The sequence below is a fragment of the Haloferax mediterranei ATCC 33500 genome (genome assembly GCF_000306765.2).
GTDB classification, from domain to species: domain Archaea; phylum Halobacteriota; class Halobacteria; order Halobacteriales; family Haloferacaceae; genus Haloferax; species Haloferax mediterranei.
This window is the reverse complement of sequence record NC_017943.1, coordinates 52928-73719: the sequence shown is the minus strand read 5'-3', so window position 1 is coordinate 73719 and position 20792 is coordinate 52928. Positions and strand designations below refer to the sequence as shown.

Below are 20792 nucleotides of genomic sequence, written 5' to 3'. Positions count from 1 at the left end.
CCATGAGCGAAACAGACACAGAGACCGAATCGAAGTGCGGCGGAACGACGACTGACTCGACCGAAGAGACGAAGGAAACGACCTCGAAATGCGGCGGGAAGTCGAGCAAATCGGCTGAGCCAACTGAATCGACCGACTCCTCATCCTCGAAGTGCGGCGGTTCCTCCAAATCCAAGTCCTCGTCGAGTTCCGGATGCGGAAGTTCGAAGAAAAAACAGACCGACGAGAAGGTCGAGGCGACCGTCGACGACTTCGACGGCGAACCGGGCCAACTCGTCGCAGTCGGTCTCGGACCGGGTCGCCCGAGCGAGATGACGTCGCTGGCGAAAGAAACGCTCCGAGATGCTGAGCACATCGTCGGCTACACGACCTACGTCGAACTTCTCCCCGACGACATCGTGGAAGGTGCCGAGGACATCTACTCGACGCCGATGTGCGGTGAAGTCTCCCGAACCGAAGAGGCAATCGACCGGACGCTCGCCGGAAACGACGTCGCAATCGTCGGCAGCGGCGACCCGAACGTCTACGCGCTGGCCGGACTCGCGCTCGAAATCCTCGAATCGAAGGGCGCGACCGCTGACATGGTCGACTTCGACGTTGTTGCCGGCGTTCCCGCCGCGCAGTCGTGTGCTGCGCGACTGGGCGCGCCCCTAGTGAACGACACGGTTACCATCAGCCTCTCGGACCACCTGACCTCGATGCCGACAATCGAGTCGCGTCTGCACTCGGCCGCGAAAGAGGGCTTCACCATCGTTATCTACAACCCGTGGAGCCGAAAGCGGCGGTCGAACTACGAGAAGTGTTGCGAGATTCTGCTCGAACACCGCGACCCAGAGACGCCGGTCGGCATCGTCCACGGCGCGGGTCGTGAGGACGAACGAGTGGAAATCGTCGAACTACAGGACCTGCTCGAACTCGGTGAGACGGACCTCGTGGACATGACGACGACGCTGCTCGTCGGCAACGAGGAGACGTACGTGTGGGACGACCGCATGGTGACGCCCCGCGGCTACGAACAGAAATACGAGTACTGAGATGTTCGAAATCGAAATCGACAGAGCGGCCTGCGACGGCATCTTCGCGTGTCTCACCCGCGACGAGCGATTCGTCGAAGACGAGATGGGACTCGCAACGATTGATGCGGACGCAGCGGGCGTGGTCGAGGTTGCGCGTGACGACGAGAAAGACAGAGTCGTTGCGACCGTCGAAGGCGACATCGAGGATGCGAACCTTGCGGCGCGAGCGTGTCCACCCGGCGCGATTACGGTTCGGGAGGGAGAGACATGAGCGACACCGACGTCGAACCAGCGGCTGACCTCCTGAAGAGCGCACCCAAAACTGCCTACCTGTGGGGCCACGTCGCCGGTAGTGACGACATCGAATCAGATACAGTCACGGTCCGAACGAACGACGAGACGTGTGCGAACCGCGTCGCGGCAATTGCCGGCGGCGGCGACATCGACCAGCAGGTGACCGAGCGGCCCTACGCGCACAACACCTCCGTCACCCGGACGAAAGACGAGTATCTCGTGACAGTCGAAGGCGACATCATCAAAAGCGCGACCGGCGCGTTCGGCCTCCCGGTCGGCGACGACGCGGGTGGCTACCGGTTCGACGTGTTCGACGAGTACCGGAAGCAACTCCTCCGCGGACTGCTCGAAAGTTGCGGGACCGTCTGTTTCAAATCGTCCAGCGGGACGGTCGGCATCTCGTTCGTCCACGACGACCGAACCCTTCTGGAGACGATTGACGGGCTACTCGAATCTTGCCCGGTTGACGCGCCGACCGGCGACATCAGCGAAACCTCCTCGGGTGGCTACTGGTTCGGTCTCGACGATGACGCCGCGGCCCCGTTCGGAACGTGGGTCTACGACGGAAGCGACGAGACGAATCTGTTCGCACCGACGCGTCGGCGGAAACTGACGCGAAGCCTCGAACAGGCCCAGAACTAATGAGTACTGAGCAGCTATCACTCGACGACGACGCGATTCTCCTCGTGGGACACGGGTCCCGCCGGGAGAAGTCGAACGAACAGGTTCGGACGCTCGCCGCCAAGCTAGAATCGGAACTGTCGATTCCGGTCGACGCGGCGTATATCGAGCTTGCCGACCCGTCGATAGAAGACGCCATCGAGACGCTGGCACCGACCTGTCAGACGTTGACCGTCGTTCCGTTGTCGTTGTTCGCTGCGAGCCACGTCAAAAACGACGTTCCGATGGCGGTCCAGGTCGCCCGGACGAAGTACGACGACGTAACCTTCCACTTCGGGTCGCACCTCGGCATCCACCCGTCGGTTGTAGACCTGCTCGACGACCGCGTTCGCGGGGTCGAAGCTGACCTCGGCGTCGACCGAGATGACGACGACGTGGCAGTCGTGCTGTGCGCCCGCGGGTCGAGCGACCCGGACTCGAACGGCGACGTTCACAAACTGGCTCGGCTCCTGTACGAAGGCAGGGGGTTCACGCGCGTCGAATCGACGTTCATCGGCGTGACCTCGCCGCGCCTCGAAGAGACGCTCCACACCGTCGCAAAAGACCGCCCCGATGCGGTCGTCGTCCTCCCGTACATGCTCGGCGACGGCGTGCTGACGCAGCGAATTATCGACAAGACGGAGACGTTCGACGACGAGTACCCGTACGTCCGCGCCGGTGCGTCGGGACCGCTCGGAACCGACGACCGACTCGTCGATGCGCTCGTCGACCGCTGTCAGGAAGCGCGCTCGGGGAGCGTGGAGATGTCGTGTGATACCTGCAAGTACAAAGTCGAACTGTCGGGCTACGAAGACGACCAAGGCGGCGCTCGCGCGATGCTCCGCTCGCTGGTCCACCAAGCCGAACACGCCGACCGGAGCGACGTCGACGACGACCCGCACGTCCACGACGCCCCTGAAAAACACGTCGCCGTCTGTACGAACCAGACCTGCGCCGCAAGCGGCGCGGCCACCGTGCTCGAACAACTCAGACAGCAGGCGCGGAACTCGGGCGACTGCGATGTCCGAATCACGCGCAGTTCGTGTCTCGGCCAGTGCGGCGACGGTCCCATCGTCACCGTCTATCCCGACAGCATCTGGTACGGGAGCGTGACGCCCGACGACACAGAACGCATCGTTTCGTCCCACCTCGAACGGGACCGCATCGTCTCCGACCTCGTACACCAATCACTCTAACCATGGCATGCGCTGAACTCGAAGCACTCCGACTCGCACTGATGAACATCACCGGAACCACAGACGAGAGCGTCAAACAACACGCCGAAGCCGAACTCGAAGGCTACCTCGACGAACCCGGTCCGATACAGGCGCTGGCAAACGCCTCGACCCTCGACGAGGCACAGCGGCATCTCGACGCCGCGCTCGTGGACCTCGAAGAGGAGGCGACGCAGACGCCGAACGACGACCCGAAATCCGGCTATCTTCGCGGGCGCGTTATCGCCGTTCGGGACGCCGAGCGGTCGCTGAGCCGTCTCCGCGACCAGACGGACTCGTTCCTCGAAGACCTCGGCGAGGCGCACCACGACCTCCACGACACCTTCCCAATCGAGGAGTAAGACGCGATGACCGACTTCCTGAACCGACACGACTTGGGAGACCTAGAGCCTGCAGCAAGCCGCCACAATTGGGCTCGGTCAGCAGTCGCCGCTGCCGACGAACAGGTGTTCGTGGGCACGGCCGACGGCCGTATCGCCGCGTTCGGTTCTGACCTCGAAGACGGCGAACGCTGGTCGACGAGCGGCGAAAACCGAATCGTGTCGATGGCCGCAACCGACGACTGCCTCGTTGTCGGCGAGCGCGGGGGAGACGGAATCCTGCGCGTCTTGGACCCTGAGACGGGTGAGCAACGCTGGGAGTACGCGACGACCGACGACATCGGAACCGCGACGAAAGACTCGCTTTTCTTCCTCCCCTACATCGTCGATGTCGCGGTCACCGAAACCCGGGTTGTCGCTGCCGCCAGACGATACGAACGGGACGGAAAAGAGCGGCTCTGGACGAGCGTCGTCTTCGGATTCGACCACGACGGCGAACTCCAGTGGCGCTACCGAGTCAGCGCGTCTCCAATCGCGTTAGACACCGAAGGAGGACGCGTTGCCGTCGCATACAACCGATGCCCGAAATCCGAGCAAGACGGTCTCGTCGTACTGGACAGCGAAACGGGAGACCCAATCACGACGTGGGACCCGGAAGTCGACGCGGAGCGCCGTGTCGGGGATGTTGCATTCGCTGCTGACGGCGATATCGCCGTTTCCTGTCACGGCGACAAGCGCGGCTATTTGCTCGATTCCGATGGCCGTGAACGGTGGCGCGTCGACCTTGCGACGAAGCAAACTATCGACGGCGAAACGGTGTACGCCTATCCGAATCACGTGTGTGTCGCCGACGACGGCGTCGTCTTCGTGACGGGCAACACGTTCGCCGAATCGACGCGCGACCCGGACGGGCGACACCCACAGGAACACACCGTGTTCGGGGTCAAAGACGGCGAACAACGGTGGGCGTACGACTCCGGCGGGTTCGCTCGGGGTGTCGAGTCAATCGGTGAGCGCGTCGTCGTCCCGTCAGCGCAGAATTTCCGACGACGGAGCGCAGAGACCCACGGAGTCCACGTCTTCGACGCTGAATCGGGACACGTCGAGACATCCTCAGTCTCGGGAATCCCGACGGCAGTAGCAATCGGTGGCGACGTCCTTGCAGTGGTCGAAGAACCCGTCGAATACCACGACGAAGGCGTCACTCACGGGGCATATCGACTCAACACGCGGGCGATATCGAAGTCGAAGAAGTAGTAAGTCACCCGCCCCGCACCGGCTACCGCCGCACTATTTCTCGCGGGCAGATTTCGCGGCGTCGACCACTCGTTCTGCGGAGAGTTCGGAGAGCGAAATCCGTTGTCCGTTCGTCTCGGAGACGAGAATGTCGGTCACGCCGATACCGTCGTCTCCGGCGTCGACGACGACGACCGATGCATCGCTGGTTGCGAGTTGCCGCGCCGCCGACCGAGTCTCCCGGGTTGGACTGCCGTCGGCGACGTTCGCTCGGCCGTCGGTTACGACGACGACGAGACACGAGTCTGTCTCGGCGCGCGTGACGAGTCGGTGGGCGGCGTCCAAGCCGTCGGGAAGCGGGGTTCGGTCGCCCGTGGGGAGTTCCTTCAGGTGCCGGGCCGCGAGTGTAACGCTGTTGGTCGGCGGGAGCAGAACCTCGGCCGAGTCGCCGGCGACGGCGACGAACGCGACTTCGTCTCGCTGTTGGTAGGCGTCTTCGAGAAGCGACATAACGGTCCCTTTCGTCTCGCGCATCGCGGAGCGCATCGAGGCACTCGCGTCGACAACAAACACGATGAGCGACCGAGCAGAGCCTCGTTTGACGGCTGTTTTGAGGTCCGCCTCGGTGACGCTGGTTCGACCGTTCGATGCGGCCGTCCGGACCGATGCGGCAACGTCGATGTCGTCCGAGGTCGTCGCGGGTTCGGTCCTGACCCGCGACCCGCGTCCGTGCCGCGATTCACCGACGGCGACCCGTGTTCCGCCACCAGGTGTGTCAGACTGGAGGTCGGTGTCGTCGATAGGTGGTTCGTCAGTCTTCCCAATCGCTGCTCGTTGCTGGCCGGGGAGAAGCGGCGTCGCTTCGGGCGCTTCGTCGTCGTCATCGTCGGGTTCCGACCCCGAATCGGAGTCCGAGTCCGGCGAGTCCCCGTGGTCGTCGTCGCTGTCACCGTCTCGCGTCGTTTCGACCCCGCCCGAATCGGTCGCGTTCTCGCTGTCGGACGAGGATTCGCTGTCGGGTTGTTGCTTCGGGTCGCGGTCGGAATCGTCGTCACCACCACTGTCGGTGTCGCCCTCTTCGTCGCTTTCTCCCTCTTCGTCGCCTTCGCTGCCAGTGTTCTCCTCGCTGTCAGCGTCTGTCTCTTCGTTTCCCGCGTCCGAATCCTCACACTCCGTGCTATCGTCTTGCTGGTCGCCTTCGTCTGTGTCTCCGTCCGCTTGGTCTTCGTCGTCGAAGTGGTCGTCGAGGATGTCGTCGGCGTCGGGGGCATCGTCGAACGGGCGATTCTGGAGTCGGTGCGGGAGCGCGAGCGCCGCGGCCTCGCGAACGTCGCCCGTGATGACTTTCGTTCGGCCGTCGAGCGCGGCGAGGGTTCGAGCAGTGCGAGCGATGGCGATATCGGCTCTGTGTCCCTCGACGCCCGCATCGAGACAGAGTTCGGCGATGTCGACCTTGAAATCAGAAGGGAGAGAGACGGTCGCCAGTCGGTCGCGGGCGTCTCGAACGTCGCGTTTGAGCGTGGCCACCTCGTCGTGGTACGGGTCGAACGATTCGGCCGAGTCGTGGCCGCGTTCGAGCGCCCGGTCGATAATCGTGACGCGGTCGTCGACGGACCTGCTGCCGACGACACTCGCTTGGAGGGCAAATCGGTCTCGGAGTTGCGGACGGAGGTCACCCTCTTCGGGATTCATCGTGCCGACGAGCGTGAATTCGGCGGGGTGTTCGACGCTGACGCCGTCGCGTTCGACGCGGTTGACGCCGCTCGCGGCGGTGTCCAAGAGCAAGTCGACGAGATGGTCGTCCAGCAGATTAACTTCGTCGACGTAGAGAATACCGCGGTTCGCACGGGCGAGCAGCCCGGGGTCGAACGACGCTTCGCCATCGAGCGCGTCGGCGACCGAGAGCGTCCCGGCAACGCGGTCGCGAGTTGCCCCGAGCGGGAGGGTGACGAGCGGGACTGGACGCGTCTCGACGTCGAAGTCATCGCGCCCGCGGCACGATTCGCACTGTCGCGCCGGGTCGTCCGGCGGGCACCCGTACGGGCACCCCGCAACCACCTTCTGCTTTGGCAGTAACTCGGCGAGTGCCCGAACGGTTGTGGATTTCGCCGTCCCCTTCTCGCCACGAACGAGAAGCCCGTCGAGTTCGTCGTTGACGCCAACGGCCAGCAACGCCCGTTTCAACTCCTCTTGCCCAACAATCGCAGGGAACGGGAGCGTCTGCGTAGTCATGAGATATGAAACCTTACTTGTAGTAGGGCAATAATGCTTTATCAAAAGATGCCAACGATTGGTCTGTACACGGCGACCGAAAACGAGTTGGGGGCGGTACAGCAGGCCGCACAACGGCTCGACGGAATCGACTTCGTCGTCCGTTCTTCGAGCGACCTCGACGACGTGACCGACGTCGACGCGTTCATCGACGAAGTGGAGTCGGCGACGGCGGTCGTGCTCTGGCTTCACGGCGCGGAGGACAGCATGCCTGGCTACGACCACGCGGTAGAGCGTCTCTCCGACGCGGGCGTCCCGCTGGTCGTCAAAGCCACAGGCGATGCATTCGCGCTTCGAGACACGACGGTTTCCGAGGGCGACCGGGAGCGGGCGTACGAGTACCTCGAACGCGGCGGCGTCGTCAACATCGAGAACCTCTGTCGGTTCCTCGCCGCCGAGTACGACGACTTCGACACGACCGTCGACGACCCGGTCAGTCTCCCGACGGAAGGTGTCTATCACCCCGACCACCCCGGTATCGAGTACGACGAACTCCTCGATACGTTCGACTCCGAAAGCCCGACCGTTGGCATCTGGTTCTACGAGTCACACTGGACGCACGCGAACACGCGGTACATCGATGCACTGGTCGAGCGGTTAGAATCGCTTGGCGTGAACGTCCTGCCCGCGTTCTGTAACCCGGCGACCGACGAGGAAGGACAAGAAAACGCCGAGTGGGTCGCCCGAAACTGGTTCTCGGACGACGACGGCCCGCTCGTGGACGCTGTCGTCAGTTCGTTCATGTTCTCGCTGTCGATGAGCGAGCGGGGCCGAGACGCGGCCGACGAGGGAGCCAACGCGGAAGATGTCTTCCTTACGGAACTCGGCGTGCCGGTCCTGCAGGCGATTACGACGATGCGGTCTCGCTCTCGGTACGAGAGCAGCGATACGGGCGTTATGGGCTTCGAACTCGCGCTTTCGGTCTCGCTGCCCGAGTTCGACGGGAACGTCATCACCCACCCGATAAGTGGAAAAGAGCGAATGGAAGACGAAGCGGGCGTTGGCAGCGCGCCGAAGCAGCACTTCCCCATCGAGGACCGCATCGACCACGTGGCACGACTCGCGGTCAACTGGGCGAAGCTTCGATACCTGCCGAACGACGAGAAGAAGGTCGCCGTCGTCCTCCACAACTACCCACCGAGCGACGACGGTATCGGGACGGCGTTCGGTCTCGACAGCCCGGCGAGTACGGTCAATCTGCTCTCCGAACTGCAGAATCGCGGCTATACTGTCGGTGACGTGCCGACCGACGGACAGGCGCTCATCGACACCCTCACGTCGCAACTGACGCTGGACGACCGCTGGGTCGCGCCCGAGGACGTTCGGGACTTAAGCGTCGACGTGGTTTCGTCCGAACAGTACGGCGAGTGGTTCGAGGAGACGGACGAGCGGTTCCAAGACAATCTCGTCGAGGAGTGGGGCGAACCGCCGGAGCGGCCCTTCGCGATTCCGGGTGTCGAGTTCGAAAACGTTCTCGTGACCGTCCAACCGCCGCGAGGGTTCGGGATGGACCCCTCGAAGGTGTACCACGATTCCGACCTCCAGCCACCGCACGACTACCTCGCCTTCTACGGGTGGCTGCGAAACGAGTTCGACGCCGACGCCGTCGTCCACCTCGGCACGCACGGCAGTCTCGAATGGCTCCCCGGCAAGACCGTCGGCCTGAACGCCGAGAGCGCGCCGGACCAGTTGGTCGCCGACCTGCCGAACGTCTACCCGTACATCATCAACAACCCCGGCGAGGGCACGCAGGCCAAGCGCCGGTCGTACGCGGCCATCGTCGATTACCTGACGCCCGTCATGCGAACCGCCGGGACGTACGACGACCTCTCGGACCTCGAAGAACTCGCCCGAGAGTATCGCGAGGCGGGCATGGACGAGGCGCGACCCGACAGCGGCGAACACCTCCGTGACCTCGTCCTGGAGGCGGTCGACGACCTCGACCTCGCAGTCGAACTCGGGTTCGAAGACCCCAGCGACATCCACGACCCCGAACGCGTCGACTTCGACGTGCTCATCGAGCGAATCCACGAGTACCTGACCGACATCAAGACGACGCAAATACGGATGGGTCTCCACACGATGAGCGAACCACCGGAACACGACCGTCTCGTGGAGTACCTCGTCGCACTCACGCGCCTTCCGAACGCCGATACGCCGAGTCTACGTGGAAGCGTCGCTGGCGTCATGGGCGTCGATTACGACCGGATGCGGGACGAACCGGGAACCTACGACGACGAACTCGGGATGTACCTCTCGGAGGCGTCCGACCGCGTCTACGACCAGTGCGTGGAACTAGTCGAAACCCTCGCGGAACACGACTTCGACGTGCCCGAATCGGAGGTCGAAGCCGACCCGGACGACGAAGTGAATATGAACCTGCTCGTCGTCGATATCGACCAACTGGGCGATGCACGGGCGAAGCGCGGCGCGCACGACGACCTCCGAGAAGTGCTGGCGTTCATCTGCGAGGAGGCGGCCCCGCGAGTCGATGCTGCTGCCGACGAGATTCCGCAGACCGCGGACGCACTCAATGGCGAGTACGTCCAACCGGGCGGCAGCGGTGCGCCGACCCGCGGCGGGGTGGACTTGCTCCCGACCGGGCGGAACTTCTACACGCTCGACCCCCGGAAGGTCCCCGCGAAACCGGCGTGGGACGTTGGGAAGCGCGTTGCAGATGGCGTCCTCGAACGTCACTACGACGAACACGAGGAGTACCCCGAAGAGTTCGGCGTCGTGGCGTGGGGAACACCGACGATTCGGACTCGCGGCGAGACCATCGCGCAGGTGCTCGCGTTCATGGGCGTCGAACCGGTCTGGACCGACGCGGGCCGCATCGACGACGTGGAACCGGTTCCGCTCGACGAACTCGGTCGGCCACGAGTCGACGTGACGACGCGCGTGTCGGGACTCTTCCGCGACGCCTTCCCGCAGGCGGCGAGCGTCATCAACGACGCCGTCGATGCCGTGGTCGAACTCGACGAACCGCACGACATGAACTACGTGAAAAAGCACGTCGAGGAGGAAGCCGAGGAGTTAGAAGACGATGGTGTCGACGCCAGCGACGCCGAAAAGTTGGCCAAGCACCGCGTCTTTACGACGACGCCCGGCGGCTACGGTGCCGGGACGAACAAAGCGGTCGACGAGGGTAACTGGGACGACCGCAGCGACCTCGCCGACGTGTACGTCCAGTGGGGCGGCTACGCCCTCGGCAGTCGCGGCCGCGTGACCGAAGCGCACGAGGCGTTCGAACGACGACTGAGCGGCGTCGAAGCGACAGTGAAAATCGAAGACACCGCCGAGCAGGACGAGTTCGACTCGTCGGACTGGTACGCGTTCCACGGCGGGTTCGTCTCGGCCGTCGGCGAAATCTCCGGGAGCGACCCCGCGTCCTACGTCGGTGACTCCAGCGACCCGGACAACGTCCAAATTTACACCAACGAGGAGAAGGTTCGCAAGACGATGCGGGCCCGCGTCCTCAACCCCGACTGGCTCGACAGCATGGAGGAACACGGCTACAAGGGCGCTGGTGACCTCTCGACCACGGTCGACGTCGCACTCGGCTGGGACGCGACGACCGGCGTCGTCAGCGACGCGCTCTGGGAACAACTCGCCGAGGCCTACGCCTTCGACGAGGACCGACAGGAGTGGATGCGCGACGTGAACCCGTGGGCGCTCGAAAGCATCACGGCGACCTTCCTCGAAGCCATCGACCGCGGCCTGTGGGACGCCTCCGACGACGTGAGCGAACAGTTGCAGGACATCAACCTCTCCGTCGAGGGCGACCTCGAATCGAACACGACCAACGCGGTAACGCAGACCCACACCCAAACCCAAAATGACTGAAAACGAAGCATACGCGGACCTCGGCGCAACGACGCAAGAAGCGATGGATATCGCGGAGACGAGCATGGACATCGTCCGGACGTTCGTCCCCGACGAGACGCTGAACGACCGGCTTCGACAGAAGGCGGTTCACTCGACCGGCGATATCGAGTTCCAGCACCTCATCCGCTGCCAGAACAACCCCGTCGTCTCCGGTGCTCGGGCCGTCCTCGACGAACAGCCTATCGTGACGGATATCACGATGGTGAAAGCGGGCATCACCGGTCGCGGCCACGACTGCCCCGTCAAAAAGGCCATCGGCAACGGAGCCGAACTCGCCGCCGAGACCGGTATGACCCGGACCGCGGCCTCGGTGCTCGAACTGGACAAGCAGGGCGTCTACGAAGGTGCAATCGCCGTCGTCGGTAACGCGCCGACCGGCGCGCTGGCGCTCGCCGACTGCATCGAGAACGGAACCCGCCCGGCAGCTATCGTCGCGACGCCAGTCGGCTTCGTCAAGGCCGAGGAGAGTCGCAAGCGTATCCGCGAAATTGCGGACGAGTACGACATCCCCGCCGTGACGAACGTCGGGAAGCGTGGTGGAAGCGGCCTCGCAGCAGCACTCACGAACGAACTAATCCACGTTGCAAGCGACGTGCGCGACGGCGAGGTGGACCTGACCGCTCATGAGTGAGGACGACCCGTACGACCTCAACGTCGGGCCGGACCCGGCGGGCTTCGCAGCCGCTGCACCCGAATCGGAACTCGACGAGACCGACAATCCGGTGTACGGGGTCGGCATTGGCCCCGGAAATCTAGAGTACCTGACGCCGCGTGGCCTACGGGCTATCAAAGAAGCGGACGTCGTCGTCGGCTTCCAGACTGTCGTCGATTTCGTCGCCGACGAGACCGACGCGGACCTGCTCACCTGCGGGTACGCGGACGAAGCGGACGCCCTCAACGAGTTCGCCAAGCGCGTTAGCTCCGGCGACCGCGGGACAGCGGTCTTGATGGGCGACCCGAACCACTCGGGGTACCAGTTCCTCGGGAAGGTGCAGCAGGTCGTCGAGCGGCCGGTCAAGGCGATTCCGGGGATTTCCTCGCTGCAAATCGCCGCGAGTCGGGCACGCACGCCGATGGAAGACACGCGATTCGTCACGCTCCACAAAAGCGGGTCGCTGGACGCCGACCTCGACCGACTGGCCGAGGTTGTCGGCGAACGGCACCTGTTGGTCCTCCCGCGACCGTTCGATTTGATGCCGGGCGACATCGCCGAGTTCCTGCTCGAATCCGGCGCGGACGAGACGCTCGATGCGCTCGTCCTCGAACGACTGACGCACGACGACGAACACATCACGCGAACCACGCTCGGCGAACTCAGCGAATCCGCCGGCGGAAGCGGCCCCGAATCGACACCGTACTCGGACCTCTCGGTGCTCGCCGTTCGTGCACCAGTCACGCCGGAGGACGACTGATGGACGGATTCGTCCTCGCGGGAACGAAGTCCGGCGTCGGAAAGACAGTCGCAACGCTGGCCATCATCCAGGCGCTCCAGGACGACGGCTACAGCGTCCAACCCGCGAAAGCCGGACCCGACTTCATCGACCCGAGCCACCACGAACAGGTCGCCGGGCGGCCGTCGCGGACGCTTGACCTGTGGCTCGAAGGCGAAGACGGCGTTCGTCGAAACTTCCACCGCGGCGACGGCGACATTTGCATCGTCGAAGGCGTGATGGGATTGTACGACGGCGATTGCTCCAGTACCGCCATGGTCGCCGACGCGCTCGACATTCCGGTCGTGTTAGTCGTCGATGCGAAGGCCGGTATGGAGAGCGTCGCTGCGACGGCCCACGGCTTCCGCGAGTACGCAGCGCACGCGGGCCGCGATATCGACGTTGCCGGTATCATCGCCCAGCGGGCACACGGCGGCCGCCACGAAGAAGGAATCAAGGGCGCACTGCCGGACGACTTGGCGTATTTCGGCCGCATTCCACCGCGGTCGAGCCTCGAAATCCCGGACCGACACCTCGGTCTCCACATGGGCGATGAGTCGCCACTGGACACAGACGTACTCAGCGAGGCGGCAGCAGAAATTCGAACCGACCGGCTGGTCACTGCCGCGCGGGAACCACCACGTCCATCGTTGCAAGAGTCGGTCGAAAAAACTGGCTCGCGCGTCGCGGTCGCCCGCGATTCGGCGTTCTGTTTCGCCTATCCGGCGACCGTTGAGGAACTCGATAAGCGGGCGGATGTGGTGACGTTCTCGCCGGTCGCCGGTGATACCCTCCCGGACTGCGACGGCGTCTACCTGCCCGGTGGCTACCCCGAGCTTCACGGTCCCGAACTGGATGGGTGTCCCGCATTCGACGACATCGCCGCGCGGGCCGCAGAGGGACTGCCGGTATTCGGCGAATGCGGTGGTCTAATGGCGCTTACTGAGTCGCTGACGACCGACGACGGCACGTACGAGATGGCTGGCGTCCTCCCGGCGGACGTGCAGATGTGCGACCGCTATCAAGCACTCGACCACGTCGAACTCCGTGCGAAGTCGGATACCCTCACTGCTGGACAGGGCAGTCGGCTCCGCGGCCACGAGTTCCATTACTCTCGTGCCGATGTCGATTCGGACGCGCGGTTCGCCTTCGATGTCGTCAGAGGGAGCGGGATTCAGGACAGTTCAGATGGACTGATGGAGTACCAGACGCTCGGAACCTACTGCCACGTCCACGCGGAGAGCGGGGCGTTCGAGACGTTCGTTGGGAACCTGTCGTCGTCTCGGTGAGATACCACGTCAGCTTTTGAATGGGAATCGAGTGAAGCGGGAGGTACAGCAACGTGGTGAGACAGTACCGACGGTGGGTTTCGGGAGCGAGAAACCTCCCGCTAATCGGTGATTATTTCAATGTCTGATCGAGCAAACGGTAGACGGCTTATTTTCCAATTTCTGTGTATTTTTCTTTTAATCGTTGTCTTTAACAGTGATTAAATAAATGTGAGTATGGGAGATAGCGTCAACTGGTCAGAATGACCAAGAAGAAATCACTGCTGTCGTCGAACCGCCGGACTGTTCTCAAAAAACTCGGTGCGATTGGTATCGCAAGCACTGGGTTAGTGTCGACCACCGCTGCAGCTGCAGATACGAAAAAAGACAAATTTGTGAGTGTCGGTGAGGCAAAACGAGTTGCGGAGCAGATGATTCCGCACTACGGAAAGACTGATTCCGAGTTCAAGCCGTGGCAGCGTGGGTCTCCCGGAAGTCCAACAAAATACTACACCCACACCACAGACGGTGGGTACGACCCAGCAGCGTACGTCTTCCCGGTAGTTGGTCGCGGTTCATCAAAAGAGGCGCTCGGCTACATCACCATCTCCGCGCGTCGGACGTGGGCACCTGTTCTTGAGTACAGTACGGCGAAACCTCCGGGAACTCGTCAGGAATCCGCAAAGGAGAAAGCGCAAGCGATGGGTGACTCTCCGAGCGGTCGCCTGCTCTATCAGGGCGGCGTCAGCTACGGGGTCGAACTGAGCGGGCAGGAGATGGTCCACCTTGGGACCCACCAGAAGATGGTCACTCGTCCCGATTCTGACATTCTCGGATATGACGACGACAAACAGGCTGTCGATACCCATGCCCGATGGGAGAACGCCACGAAAAACTCTGTGAGTGGGATGGGTACCATCGCTGGCAGCGGCAGTAACCAGGTGGGTATGACGGACTACGTGTGGGACGCGCACGTCGGTGACGGAGTCTCCGGAAGCGACACCGGTAACGGAACTGGGAACCGAAACGACTGCAGCGGTTGTCTCGGTCTCGATGACGACCCGTGGAAGGACTGGGACGGTTGCATCCCGATTGCCGGGACGCAGATCGTCATGTACCACGAAAACATCGAAAACACGTATTCGAACCGAGGGAAGCGCGAGAAAATCTGTGACGAGTTACACATGGAGATGAAGACGGGCGACGACCACTCAACGAAGTTCAAGAATATCCCCGGCGGGTTCCAAGACCTCAATCTCACGTTCGTCGACAACGAATACGGGGCAAACCAAGAACTGTTGATTAGCAAAAACCTGTTCACGTCCGATATCGACAAGGGCCAGCCGCTGATGATTAACCGCCCATCGGACATCTGTAACTGGGGCGTGTGCATCGAATCAGAGACGGGCGACGATGTGGACACGTCCTCGAAGGATAAGGACAGCTACGACGGACACACGGTCGTTGCAGCGGGATACCAGAACGGCGGCGACACACTCGAAGTCTTTACCAGTTGGGACACCAACCGACACAACATCAGTTACGGGAGTTGGGGTAGCCGAACACAGGTTACCCGCGTGTGGACAAAGTAGAAACAGCACACACCAGCAACAACCAGCCCCGCTATACCAAAAAAAATTCTTTCAAGCACGGAAATACAGCAAAATGAGTTCAACAAAAGTCCCCGTAGTACTAGCCGTACTGGTTCTGCTTTCCGGCTGTAGTGCCCTCTCACCGGATGCAGGTCCGCGGTACGATGTCTCCACGGAATCAGTAACGGTTAACGGCTCACAATCTCGCGTCATCGCTATTACACCACCAGCCGACGGAACGCTCCCCAAAGGCGGAGAGGTCACTGTTGATGGTGGGTACGTAACGTTCACCGAAACCGCGACGATGAACTACAACGAGACGGCATACCTCGTCTATGTCCCGTCTCGAACCAAGTTCGAACTAACGCCGACGCTTGACGGGACAGTCCACGGACTTGACGACGCGAACTTCACCGTCGACGAAGTTCGAATCTCCGCACACGGCACGACCGAGAGCCACGAGCTGTAGACCGGTACTGGTCACACAGCCCTCATTCATACCTTTGGCTTTAGTTCCTCTAGTTCAGTTGTCTATAAGTGCATACCACTGACATACACTGGAGTATAGAACGTAATGAGGCTCAATCACGTCCTTGATGAACGCTCAGAGCGAAGCCTGTGTGCCTACTTACTCCAATTCGTATCCGCCAACCGACTTCCCGAAACTATTGGGTACAACATTGTTTACTTCGCCATCGGTGTCGGCCTTGTGTCTCAACCACAATTACAACTGACATCCCACCAATTTCATCAACTAGGGCTCGTGTTCCTTGCCGTAATGCTCACAAAGATGCAAGCCTCCATTGCGGATGTCATCCACGACTATACAATTGATAAAGCAAATCCAGAGAAGTCTCACCTCGCTGCAGCAGTTGATACAATCAGTGTGGAGATCCTCTGGTCGGTGCTTATCGTGGAACTAACCGGTGGTCTCGTACTTTGGGGTTGGCTCGGAATCGAAGCAGAGACGCCGTTTTTTCTCCTCGTCGGTGCAGTGAACACGATACTCGGATTTACCTACTCGTATCCACCCCGACTGAAGGAACGCGGTATTATCAATCACCTCGTTACGACGGGTGTCGATGTGGCCGGGGTTATCCTCCCCGTTGCAGTTATCGCCGGTGCGGATATTGATTCCCAAGTGATGGTTCCGCTCACCATCGTACTCCTATACGTGTTTGGCTACCACGTCGTTCACCAAGCCGCGGATACAGCATACGACCGCAAGAGCGGCGTCGAGACGCTTACCCAGTCGCTTGGAGTGACTACGAGCGTGTGGGTTGCAAGTTTCGCGACCACACTCGCTGCGGTGCTTGCGGCTAGCCAGCAGTACGTGATTGCCACCACCGGCTTAGTCACAGGGAGTCTCGGATACGCAGCGCTCGCAGTGACCATTCGTGGGGAGTCCGAGGAAGCACAATGTCGTCGACTCTCGCGGTGGTTCCGAATCGGTGTGTGGGCGACGCTGCTGAATGGGACACTTGCGGCGAGTTTATTCATATAGAATAGATGCAGCAACATCTCAGCATGGCGTACTTTCGTCTCTGTAATTAATAATATGTGTCAGTAGTTCAAACGGTCGGCATATGAGTAACCAAACGAGGGACGACGAACTTCTAGATGTCCTCCACAAACGATGTACTATTCTTGAAGCCGTTTCCGACCAACCGTACACGAAGCCAGAACTCGTCGACGTTATTGGGACGTCCAGATCGACCATCGACCGAGGTATTGGTGACCTCAAATCTGTCGGCTGTGTTGAACGACACAACGGGAAATACTCCCTCACGACGAAAGGGCGACTCGCACTCGCCGAGTACACGAAATATACAGATATCGTGGAAAACCTCGGTCGTGCTGGCGAGATTCTGAACTACTTACCGTCCGATAGTCCAGTCAGTCAGGCCTTTCTCGACGACGTTTCAGTCTATTCGTCTAACCCCAACGTTCCCGACTCGGCACTCGAAGCAAGCAATAAATTACTCTCGTCTTCGACTCGGCTCGTTGGTCTCGCTCCGACTGCCCTTTCAACGTATCCACATATCATAGAGAGCAGCATGCGAGACCAAGGAATCAGTACCGAGATCGTTATCGAAGAGACGGTTCTCGACTCGATTATAGAAGTTCGTGGTGAAATCATGTCGAGATTAGCAAGCCACGAGGACGTTCAATTCTACCGAACTGACGCTGAGTTGCCGTACGCGTTATGGATAATAGAACAAGAGGACGGCGCGACAGCAGGAATCACGGTTTACGAGAACGGCGGGATACAAGGCGTACTTATGAACGACAATCCCGCCGCTGTTTCGTGGGCGAGAGATGTATACCGAGAGCATCGCGACTGTGCAGTCGAAGCGAGGGTATCCCTCGAATCCGTGAAATGACAGGCAAACGCTTGCGGGGACCATATCGGGACAGTGGTCCGGCCCGAAGAGACAGGTATCATATAGTTAAACAGTATAGATTTAATTCATTGATTTGTTGAATGACCGATAATGATAGATAACACGGCGACACAGACACCGCCCGGTCCGGACGGGATACCGTTCTTCGGAAATACCCACCAGTTGTTGCAGCACGACCTGCTTAGCTGGATGACCGAACTCGTGGAGTCATACGGTGAGTTCGTGCAATTGAACGTCGCCGGAAAGCGACTCGTGGTCGTGGCCGATCCGAACGCCGTCGAAACTGTCCTCATCGACGAGAACGAGTGCTTCGAGAAAGGAGGGTTTCAGAAGAAGGTAACGGCCTCGCTCCTCGGAGAGGGGCTTGTTCTCGCGGATGGTAAACAGTGGCGAGAGCATCGACACGCACTGGAACCCGCATTTCATCCGCAGCAGGTGGCACGGTTCGCGGAGGTGATTCAAAAGCAGACCGCCCGCCAATTTGCGGGCTGGTCCGACGGGACTGTTCTCGACTTCGATAGTGAGATGCAAGAGCTAACGCTGGCGGTGATTGCAGACGGGCTTTTCGATGTGGACACCCGGTCAGAAACATGGGACCTCGAAACGTCGTTCGCACAAGTTCTCGACCATTTCGAGCGGGTTGGACAAACGTACATCTACGTACCCGAGTGGATTCCAACGCCTAGGAACCGACGGTACAAGCGAGCGCTTTCGGAACTCGAAACCGTCGTCGACGAAATCATCGAATCACACGCTCGTGGCGAGCGAAGCGAGGAATCGGTTGTGTCGAAGTTACTCAGCCATGCCGAATCCTCGGCAGACTGGGACCGGAATGCGATACGGGACGAAATTATAACGCTGCTGGTCGCTGGCCACGAGACGACGGCGTTGGCGTTGACGTTTACGACATACCTCCTCGGCACAACCCCGTCTGTGTTGCAACGAACACGGGACACGGTTGATTCGTTCGAGGAGAGTCGGTTTCTCGAACAGGTCCGGGAGTGCGAGTGGTTAGAGCAGGTGATAGACGAATCGTTACGGTTGTACCCACCAGCGTACAGTATTTTTCGCGAGCCGACGACGGATGTTACGCTCGGTGGATATCGAGTTCCAGCGGGGTCGATTATCGCATTGCCGCAGTGGGCCATCCACCGAGACAGTGATGTTTTCGACGCGCCGACGGAGTTTCGGCCATCGCGGTGGACAAACGAGTTTGCATCGTCGGTCTCTCCCGGCGCGTATTTTCCGTTTGCGGCCGGACCACGGCGATGTATCGGAGAGCGATTTGCGAAATTAGAACTAAAGATCGTCCTCGGAATGTTCCTGCGAGAGTTCGATTTCGAGGTGAACACGGAGACGCCACTGGACGTCACCCCCTCACTATCGACGCGACCCACCGAACCAGTCCGAGTGAGGGTTCAAAGGCGACCTGAATAGAAAGACAACACAGTATAGAGGCAAACCGACGTACCGGATCTGGTCAGCACGACGAGGTAACAGAACTCCGAAACATCTTTAATACTTTAGGCTAGCCTAAAACATGGTTTCGGACCGATGTCCCGGCACCGAGTTGGTGTCGAACGCGTCCGTTACCAAGTTCAGCAGTGAAGCCCTGTAGTCGGGTTACGAACCCCGAGCTGGCGTGCGACATCCGGCTCGAAATGGGGTGCCTAGATATATCTATACTAACAATTAAATTTTAATTATTCTTCATACGGCAGAAAGAACTTTATTGTTTTAGGTCGACCTAAACCTGTATGACGGACTGCGATATGCGAGTGGTTAATCGACGGGGGACAGGGCAATGACCAACAACGAGACACTACTCAGACAGCAGGCTGCACGCGAGTCGAACGCGCGGAGTTACCCGCGAAACCTCCCGCACGCCGTCAAAGAGGCCAAAGGCGTCACCGTCATCGACATGGACGGGAACGAATACTACGACTGCCTCGCTGGGGCGGGCACGCTTGCACTCGGCCACAACCACCCGAAGGTCGTCGAGGCGATGGAAACGGTCCTTGCGGAGGACCGACCGCTCCACACGTTAGATATCACAACACCGGTCAAAGAGCGCTTCGTAGACACGCTGTTCGGGACGCTTCCCGACGAGTTTTCGGATAACGCGCGGATTCAGTTCTGTAGTCCCGCCGGAACCGACGCCATCGAAGCGGCAATTAAGTTGGTTAAGACCGCGACAGGCAACCGGTCGATACTCGGCTTCCAAGGTGGCTATCACGGCATGACGAACGGTGCGCTAAGTCTGATGGGCGATACCGACCCGAAAGCCGACGTTCCGGGGCTGATGCCGAACGTCCACCATCTGCCGTATCCCTACGAGTACCGCTGCCCGTTCGGCGTTGGCGGCGAGCAGTGTCACGAACTTGCCAGTCGGTACGTCGAGAACACGCTCGACGACCCCGAAAGCGGCATCACCGACCCCGCTGGGATGGTCGTGGAACTCGTTCAAGGCGAGGGAGGAGCAATTCCCGCCTCCGACGAGTGGACCCGCGAAATCCGACGGATGACTCGTGAGCGAGATATCCCACTCATCGTGGACGAGGTTCAGACTGGACTCGGGCGGACTGGAGAGCTATACGCGTTCGAACACGCTGACATCGTTCCGGATGTAATCACTCTCTCGAAGGCCGTCGGCGGGTCGCTTCCGCTCTCAGTTGTCGTCTACGATGAATCACTCGACGAGTGGGAACCCGGTGCGCACGCCGGGACCTTCCGCGGGAACCAACTCGCGATGGCCGCCGGAATCGCGACTATCGAACAGGTCGTGGAAAATAACTTGGACGAGCACGCCGAACGCGTGGGCGAGCGCCTTCGCGGGCACCTCGAATCGACAGCAAGCGAGCACGACGCCGTGGGAGATGTTCGTGGTCGTGGGCTGATGCTCGGCGTCGAGATGGTCGACCCCTCCGGAGAGCCGGACGGTTGCGGTCACTTCCCCGCACATTCGGACCTCGCAGACGCCGTCCGAGCGGCCTGTTTCGACCGCGGACTAATCGTAGAGTTGGGCGGCCGCCACAGCAGTGTCGTCCGGTTCCTCCCGCCGCTTATCGTTTCAGAGAGCGACGTGGACGACATCGGTCGCATCTTCGACGAGGCCGTCGAGGCCGCACTCGAAACAGTCGGGCGCGGAACGTCACAGGAGGTGCTGGCGTGAGCGAC

Annotated in this window: 17 protein-coding genes; 16 read left to right on the top strand and 1 reads right to left on the bottom strand. The window is 60.9% G+C overall.

The window, feature by feature from the left end:
- The first annotated feature begins 2 nt into the window (after positions 1–2).
- Genes cobJ through HFX_RS15720 form a run of 6 tightly spaced genes read left to right on the top strand, consistent with a single transcriptional unit; the run spans position 3 to position 4782 of the window.
- On the top strand, positions 3–1034 hold the full coding sequence (gene cobJ / locus HFX_RS15745) for a precorrin-3B C(17)-methyltransferase (protein ID WP_004056384.1): 1032 nt from the start codon (positions 3–5) through the stop codon (positions 1032–1034).
- Between the two features lies 1 nt (position 1035).
- Positions 1036–1287, top strand: a complete 252-nt coding sequence (locus HFX_RS15740) for a ferredoxin (RefSeq protein WP_004056385.1) — start codon at positions 1036–1038, stop codon at positions 1285–1287.
- Positions 1284–1952, top strand: coding sequence for a hypothetical protein (locus HFX_RS15735; protein ID WP_004056386.1), 669 nt, complete (start codon positions 1284–1286; stop codon positions 1950–1952). The genes HFX_RS15740 and HFX_RS15735 overlap by 4 nt, the downstream gene beginning before the upstream one ends.
- The gene (locus HFX_RS15730; RefSeq protein WP_004056387.1) at positions 1952–3166 is read left to right on the top strand and encodes a CbiX/SirB N-terminal domain-containing protein; all 1215 of its coding nucleotides are present in this window, start codon (positions 1952–1954) and stop codon (positions 3164–3166) included. Before HFX_RS15735 ends, HFX_RS15730 begins: the two co-directional genes overlap by 1 nt.
- Positions 3167–3168: 2 nt before the next feature.
- On the top strand, positions 3169–3546 hold the full coding sequence (locus HFX_RS15725; protein WP_004056388.1) for a DUF3209 family protein: 378 nt from the start codon (positions 3169–3171) through the stop codon (positions 3544–3546).
- Positions 3547–3552: 6 nt separating this feature from the next.
- Positions 3553–4782 (top strand): outer membrane protein assembly factor BamB family protein, encoded by a 1230-nt coding sequence (locus HFX_RS15720; RefSeq protein ID WP_004056389.1) that lies wholly within the window; start codon positions 3553–3555, stop codon positions 4780–4782.
- A gap of 33 nt (positions 4783–4815) precedes the next feature.
- On the opposite strand, the gene HFX_RS15715 is transcribed toward HFX_RS15720, so the two are convergent.
- Positions 4816–6993 carry a VWA domain-containing protein gene (locus HFX_RS15715; protein ID WP_004056390.1) on the bottom strand — a complete coding sequence of 726 codons (2178 nt, stop codon included), beginning with the start codon at positions 6991–6993 and terminating at the stop codon, positions 4816–4818.
- Positions 6994–7026: 33 nt separating this feature from the next.
- Between HFX_RS15715 and cobN the strand changes: the two genes are divergently transcribed.
- From cobN to HFX_RS15665, 10 genes are all read left to right on the top strand, one after another.
- Positions 7027–10878: a cobaltochelatase subunit CobN gene (cobN, locus tag HFX_RS15710; protein WP_274520025.1), complete on the top strand. Its 3852-nt coding sequence runs from the start codon at positions 7027–7029 to the stop codon at positions 10876–10878.
- A complete protein-coding gene (locus tag HFX_RS15705) occupies positions 10871–11551 on the top strand; it encodes a precorrin-8X methylmutase (RefSeq protein ID WP_004056392.1) in 681 nt (226 codons plus the stop codon). The genes cobN and HFX_RS15705 overlap by 8 nt, the downstream gene beginning before the upstream one ends.
- Positions 11544–12332: a cobalt-precorrin-7 (C(5))-methyltransferase gene (locus tag HFX_RS15700; RefSeq protein WP_004056393.1), complete on the top strand. Its 789-nt coding sequence runs from the start codon at positions 11544–11546 to the stop codon at positions 12330–12332. Before HFX_RS15705 ends, HFX_RS15700 begins: the two co-directional genes overlap by 8 nt.
- Positions 12332–13639 carry a cobyrinic acid a,c-diamide synthase gene (locus tag HFX_RS15695; protein ID WP_004056394.1) on the top strand — a complete coding sequence of 436 codons (1308 nt, stop codon included), beginning with the start codon at positions 12332–12334 and terminating at the stop codon, positions 13637–13639. Before HFX_RS15700 ends, HFX_RS15695 begins: the two co-directional genes overlap by 1 nt.
- A 242-nt stretch (positions 13640–13881) precedes the next feature.
- Positions 13882–15210, top strand: coding sequence for a hypothetical protein (locus tag HFX_RS15690; protein ID WP_004056395.1), 1329 nt, complete (start codon positions 13882–13884; stop codon positions 15208–15210).
- A gap of 73 nt (positions 15211–15283) precedes the next feature.
- On the top strand, positions 15284–15679 hold the full coding sequence (locus HFX_RS15685) for a hypothetical protein (protein WP_014732649.1): 396 nt from the start codon (positions 15284–15286) through the stop codon (positions 15677–15679).
- A 147-nt stretch (positions 15680–15826) separates the two neighbouring features.
- Complete coding sequence (locus HFX_RS15680; RefSeq protein ID WP_274520026.1) at positions 15827–16714, top strand: UbiA family prenyltransferase; 888 nt, start codon at positions 15827–15829, stop codon at positions 16712–16714.
- 82 nt (positions 16715–16796) lie between these two features.
- Complete coding sequence (locus HFX_RS15675) at positions 16797–17594, top strand: helix-turn-helix transcriptional regulator (protein ID WP_004056398.1); 798 nt, start codon at positions 16797–16799, stop codon at positions 17592–17594.
- A gap of 111 nt (positions 17595–17705) precedes the next feature.
- A complete protein-coding gene (locus tag HFX_RS15670; protein ID WP_014732648.1) occupies positions 17706–19052 on the top strand; it encodes a cytochrome P450 in 1347 nt (448 codons plus the stop codon).
- Between the two features lie 367 nt (positions 19053–19419).
- Entirely contained in the window at positions 19420–20787 is a 1368-nt protein-coding gene (locus tag HFX_RS15665; protein ID WP_004056400.1) for a diaminobutyrate--2-oxoglutarate transaminase, read from the top strand.
- Positions 20788–20792: the final 5 nt, after the last annotated feature.

What these genes read in the sequence shown, in the direction of transcription:
- HFX_RS15685 (WP_014732649.1), top strand. Translation starts at nt 15,284, where the DNA reads ATGAGTTCAACAAAAGTCCCCGTAGTACTAGCCGTACTGGTTCTGCTT.
- cobJ (WP_004056384.1), top strand. Translation starts at nt 3, where the DNA reads ATGAGCGAAACAGACACAGAGACCGAATCGAAGTGCGGCGGAACGACG.
- HFX_RS15665 (WP_004056400.1), top strand. Translation starts at nt 19,420, where the DNA reads ATGACCAACAACGAGACACTACTCAGACAGCAGGCTGCACGCGAGTCG.
- HFX_RS15675 (WP_004056398.1), top strand. Translation starts at nt 16,797, where the DNA reads ATGAGTAACCAAACGAGGGACGACGAACTTCTAGATGTCCTCCACAAA.
- HFX_RS15725 (WP_004056388.1), top strand. Translation starts at nt 3,169, where the DNA reads ATGGCATGCGCTGAACTCGAAGCACTCCGACTCGCACTGATGAACATC.
- HFX_RS15705 (WP_004056392.1), top strand. Translation starts at nt 10,871, where the DNA reads ATGACTGAAAACGAAGCATACGCGGACCTCGGCGCAACGACGCAAGAA.
- cobN (WP_274520025.1), top strand. Translation starts at nt 7,027, where the DNA reads ATGCTTTATCAAAAGATGCCAACGATTGGTCTGTACACGGCGACCGAA.
- HFX_RS15690 (WP_004056395.1), top strand. Translation starts at nt 13,882, where the DNA reads ATGACCAAGAAGAAATCACTGCTGTCGTCGAACCGCCGGACTGTTCTC.
- HFX_RS15740 (WP_004056385.1), top strand. Translation starts at nt 1,036, where the DNA reads ATGTTCGAAATCGAAATCGACAGAGCGGCCTGCGACGGCATCTTCGCG.
- HFX_RS15720 (WP_004056389.1), top strand. Translation starts at nt 3,553, where the DNA reads ATGACCGACTTCCTGAACCGACACGACTTGGGAGACCTAGAGCCTGCA.
- HFX_RS15695 (WP_004056394.1), top strand. Translation starts at nt 12,332, where the DNA reads ATGGACGGATTCGTCCTCGCGGGAACGAAGTCCGGCGTCGGAAAGACA.
- HFX_RS15730 (WP_004056387.1), top strand. Translation starts at nt 1,952, where the DNA reads ATGAGTACTGAGCAGCTATCACTCGACGACGACGCGATTCTCCTCGTG.
- HFX_RS15700 (WP_004056393.1), top strand. Translation starts at nt 11,544, where the DNA reads ATGAGTGAGGACGACCCGTACGACCTCAACGTCGGGCCGGACCCGGCG.
- HFX_RS15715 (WP_004056390.1), bottom strand. Translation starts at nt 6,993, where the DNA reads ATGACTACGCAGACGCTCCCGTTCCCTGCGATTGTTGGGCAAGAGGAG.
- HFX_RS15735 (WP_004056386.1), top strand. Translation starts at nt 1,284, where the DNA reads ATGAGCGACACCGACGTCGAACCAGCGGCTGACCTCCTGAAGAGCGCA.
- HFX_RS15670 (WP_014732648.1), top strand. Translation starts at nt 17,706, where the DNA reads ATGATAGATAACACGGCGACACAGACACCGCCCGGTCCGGACGGGATA.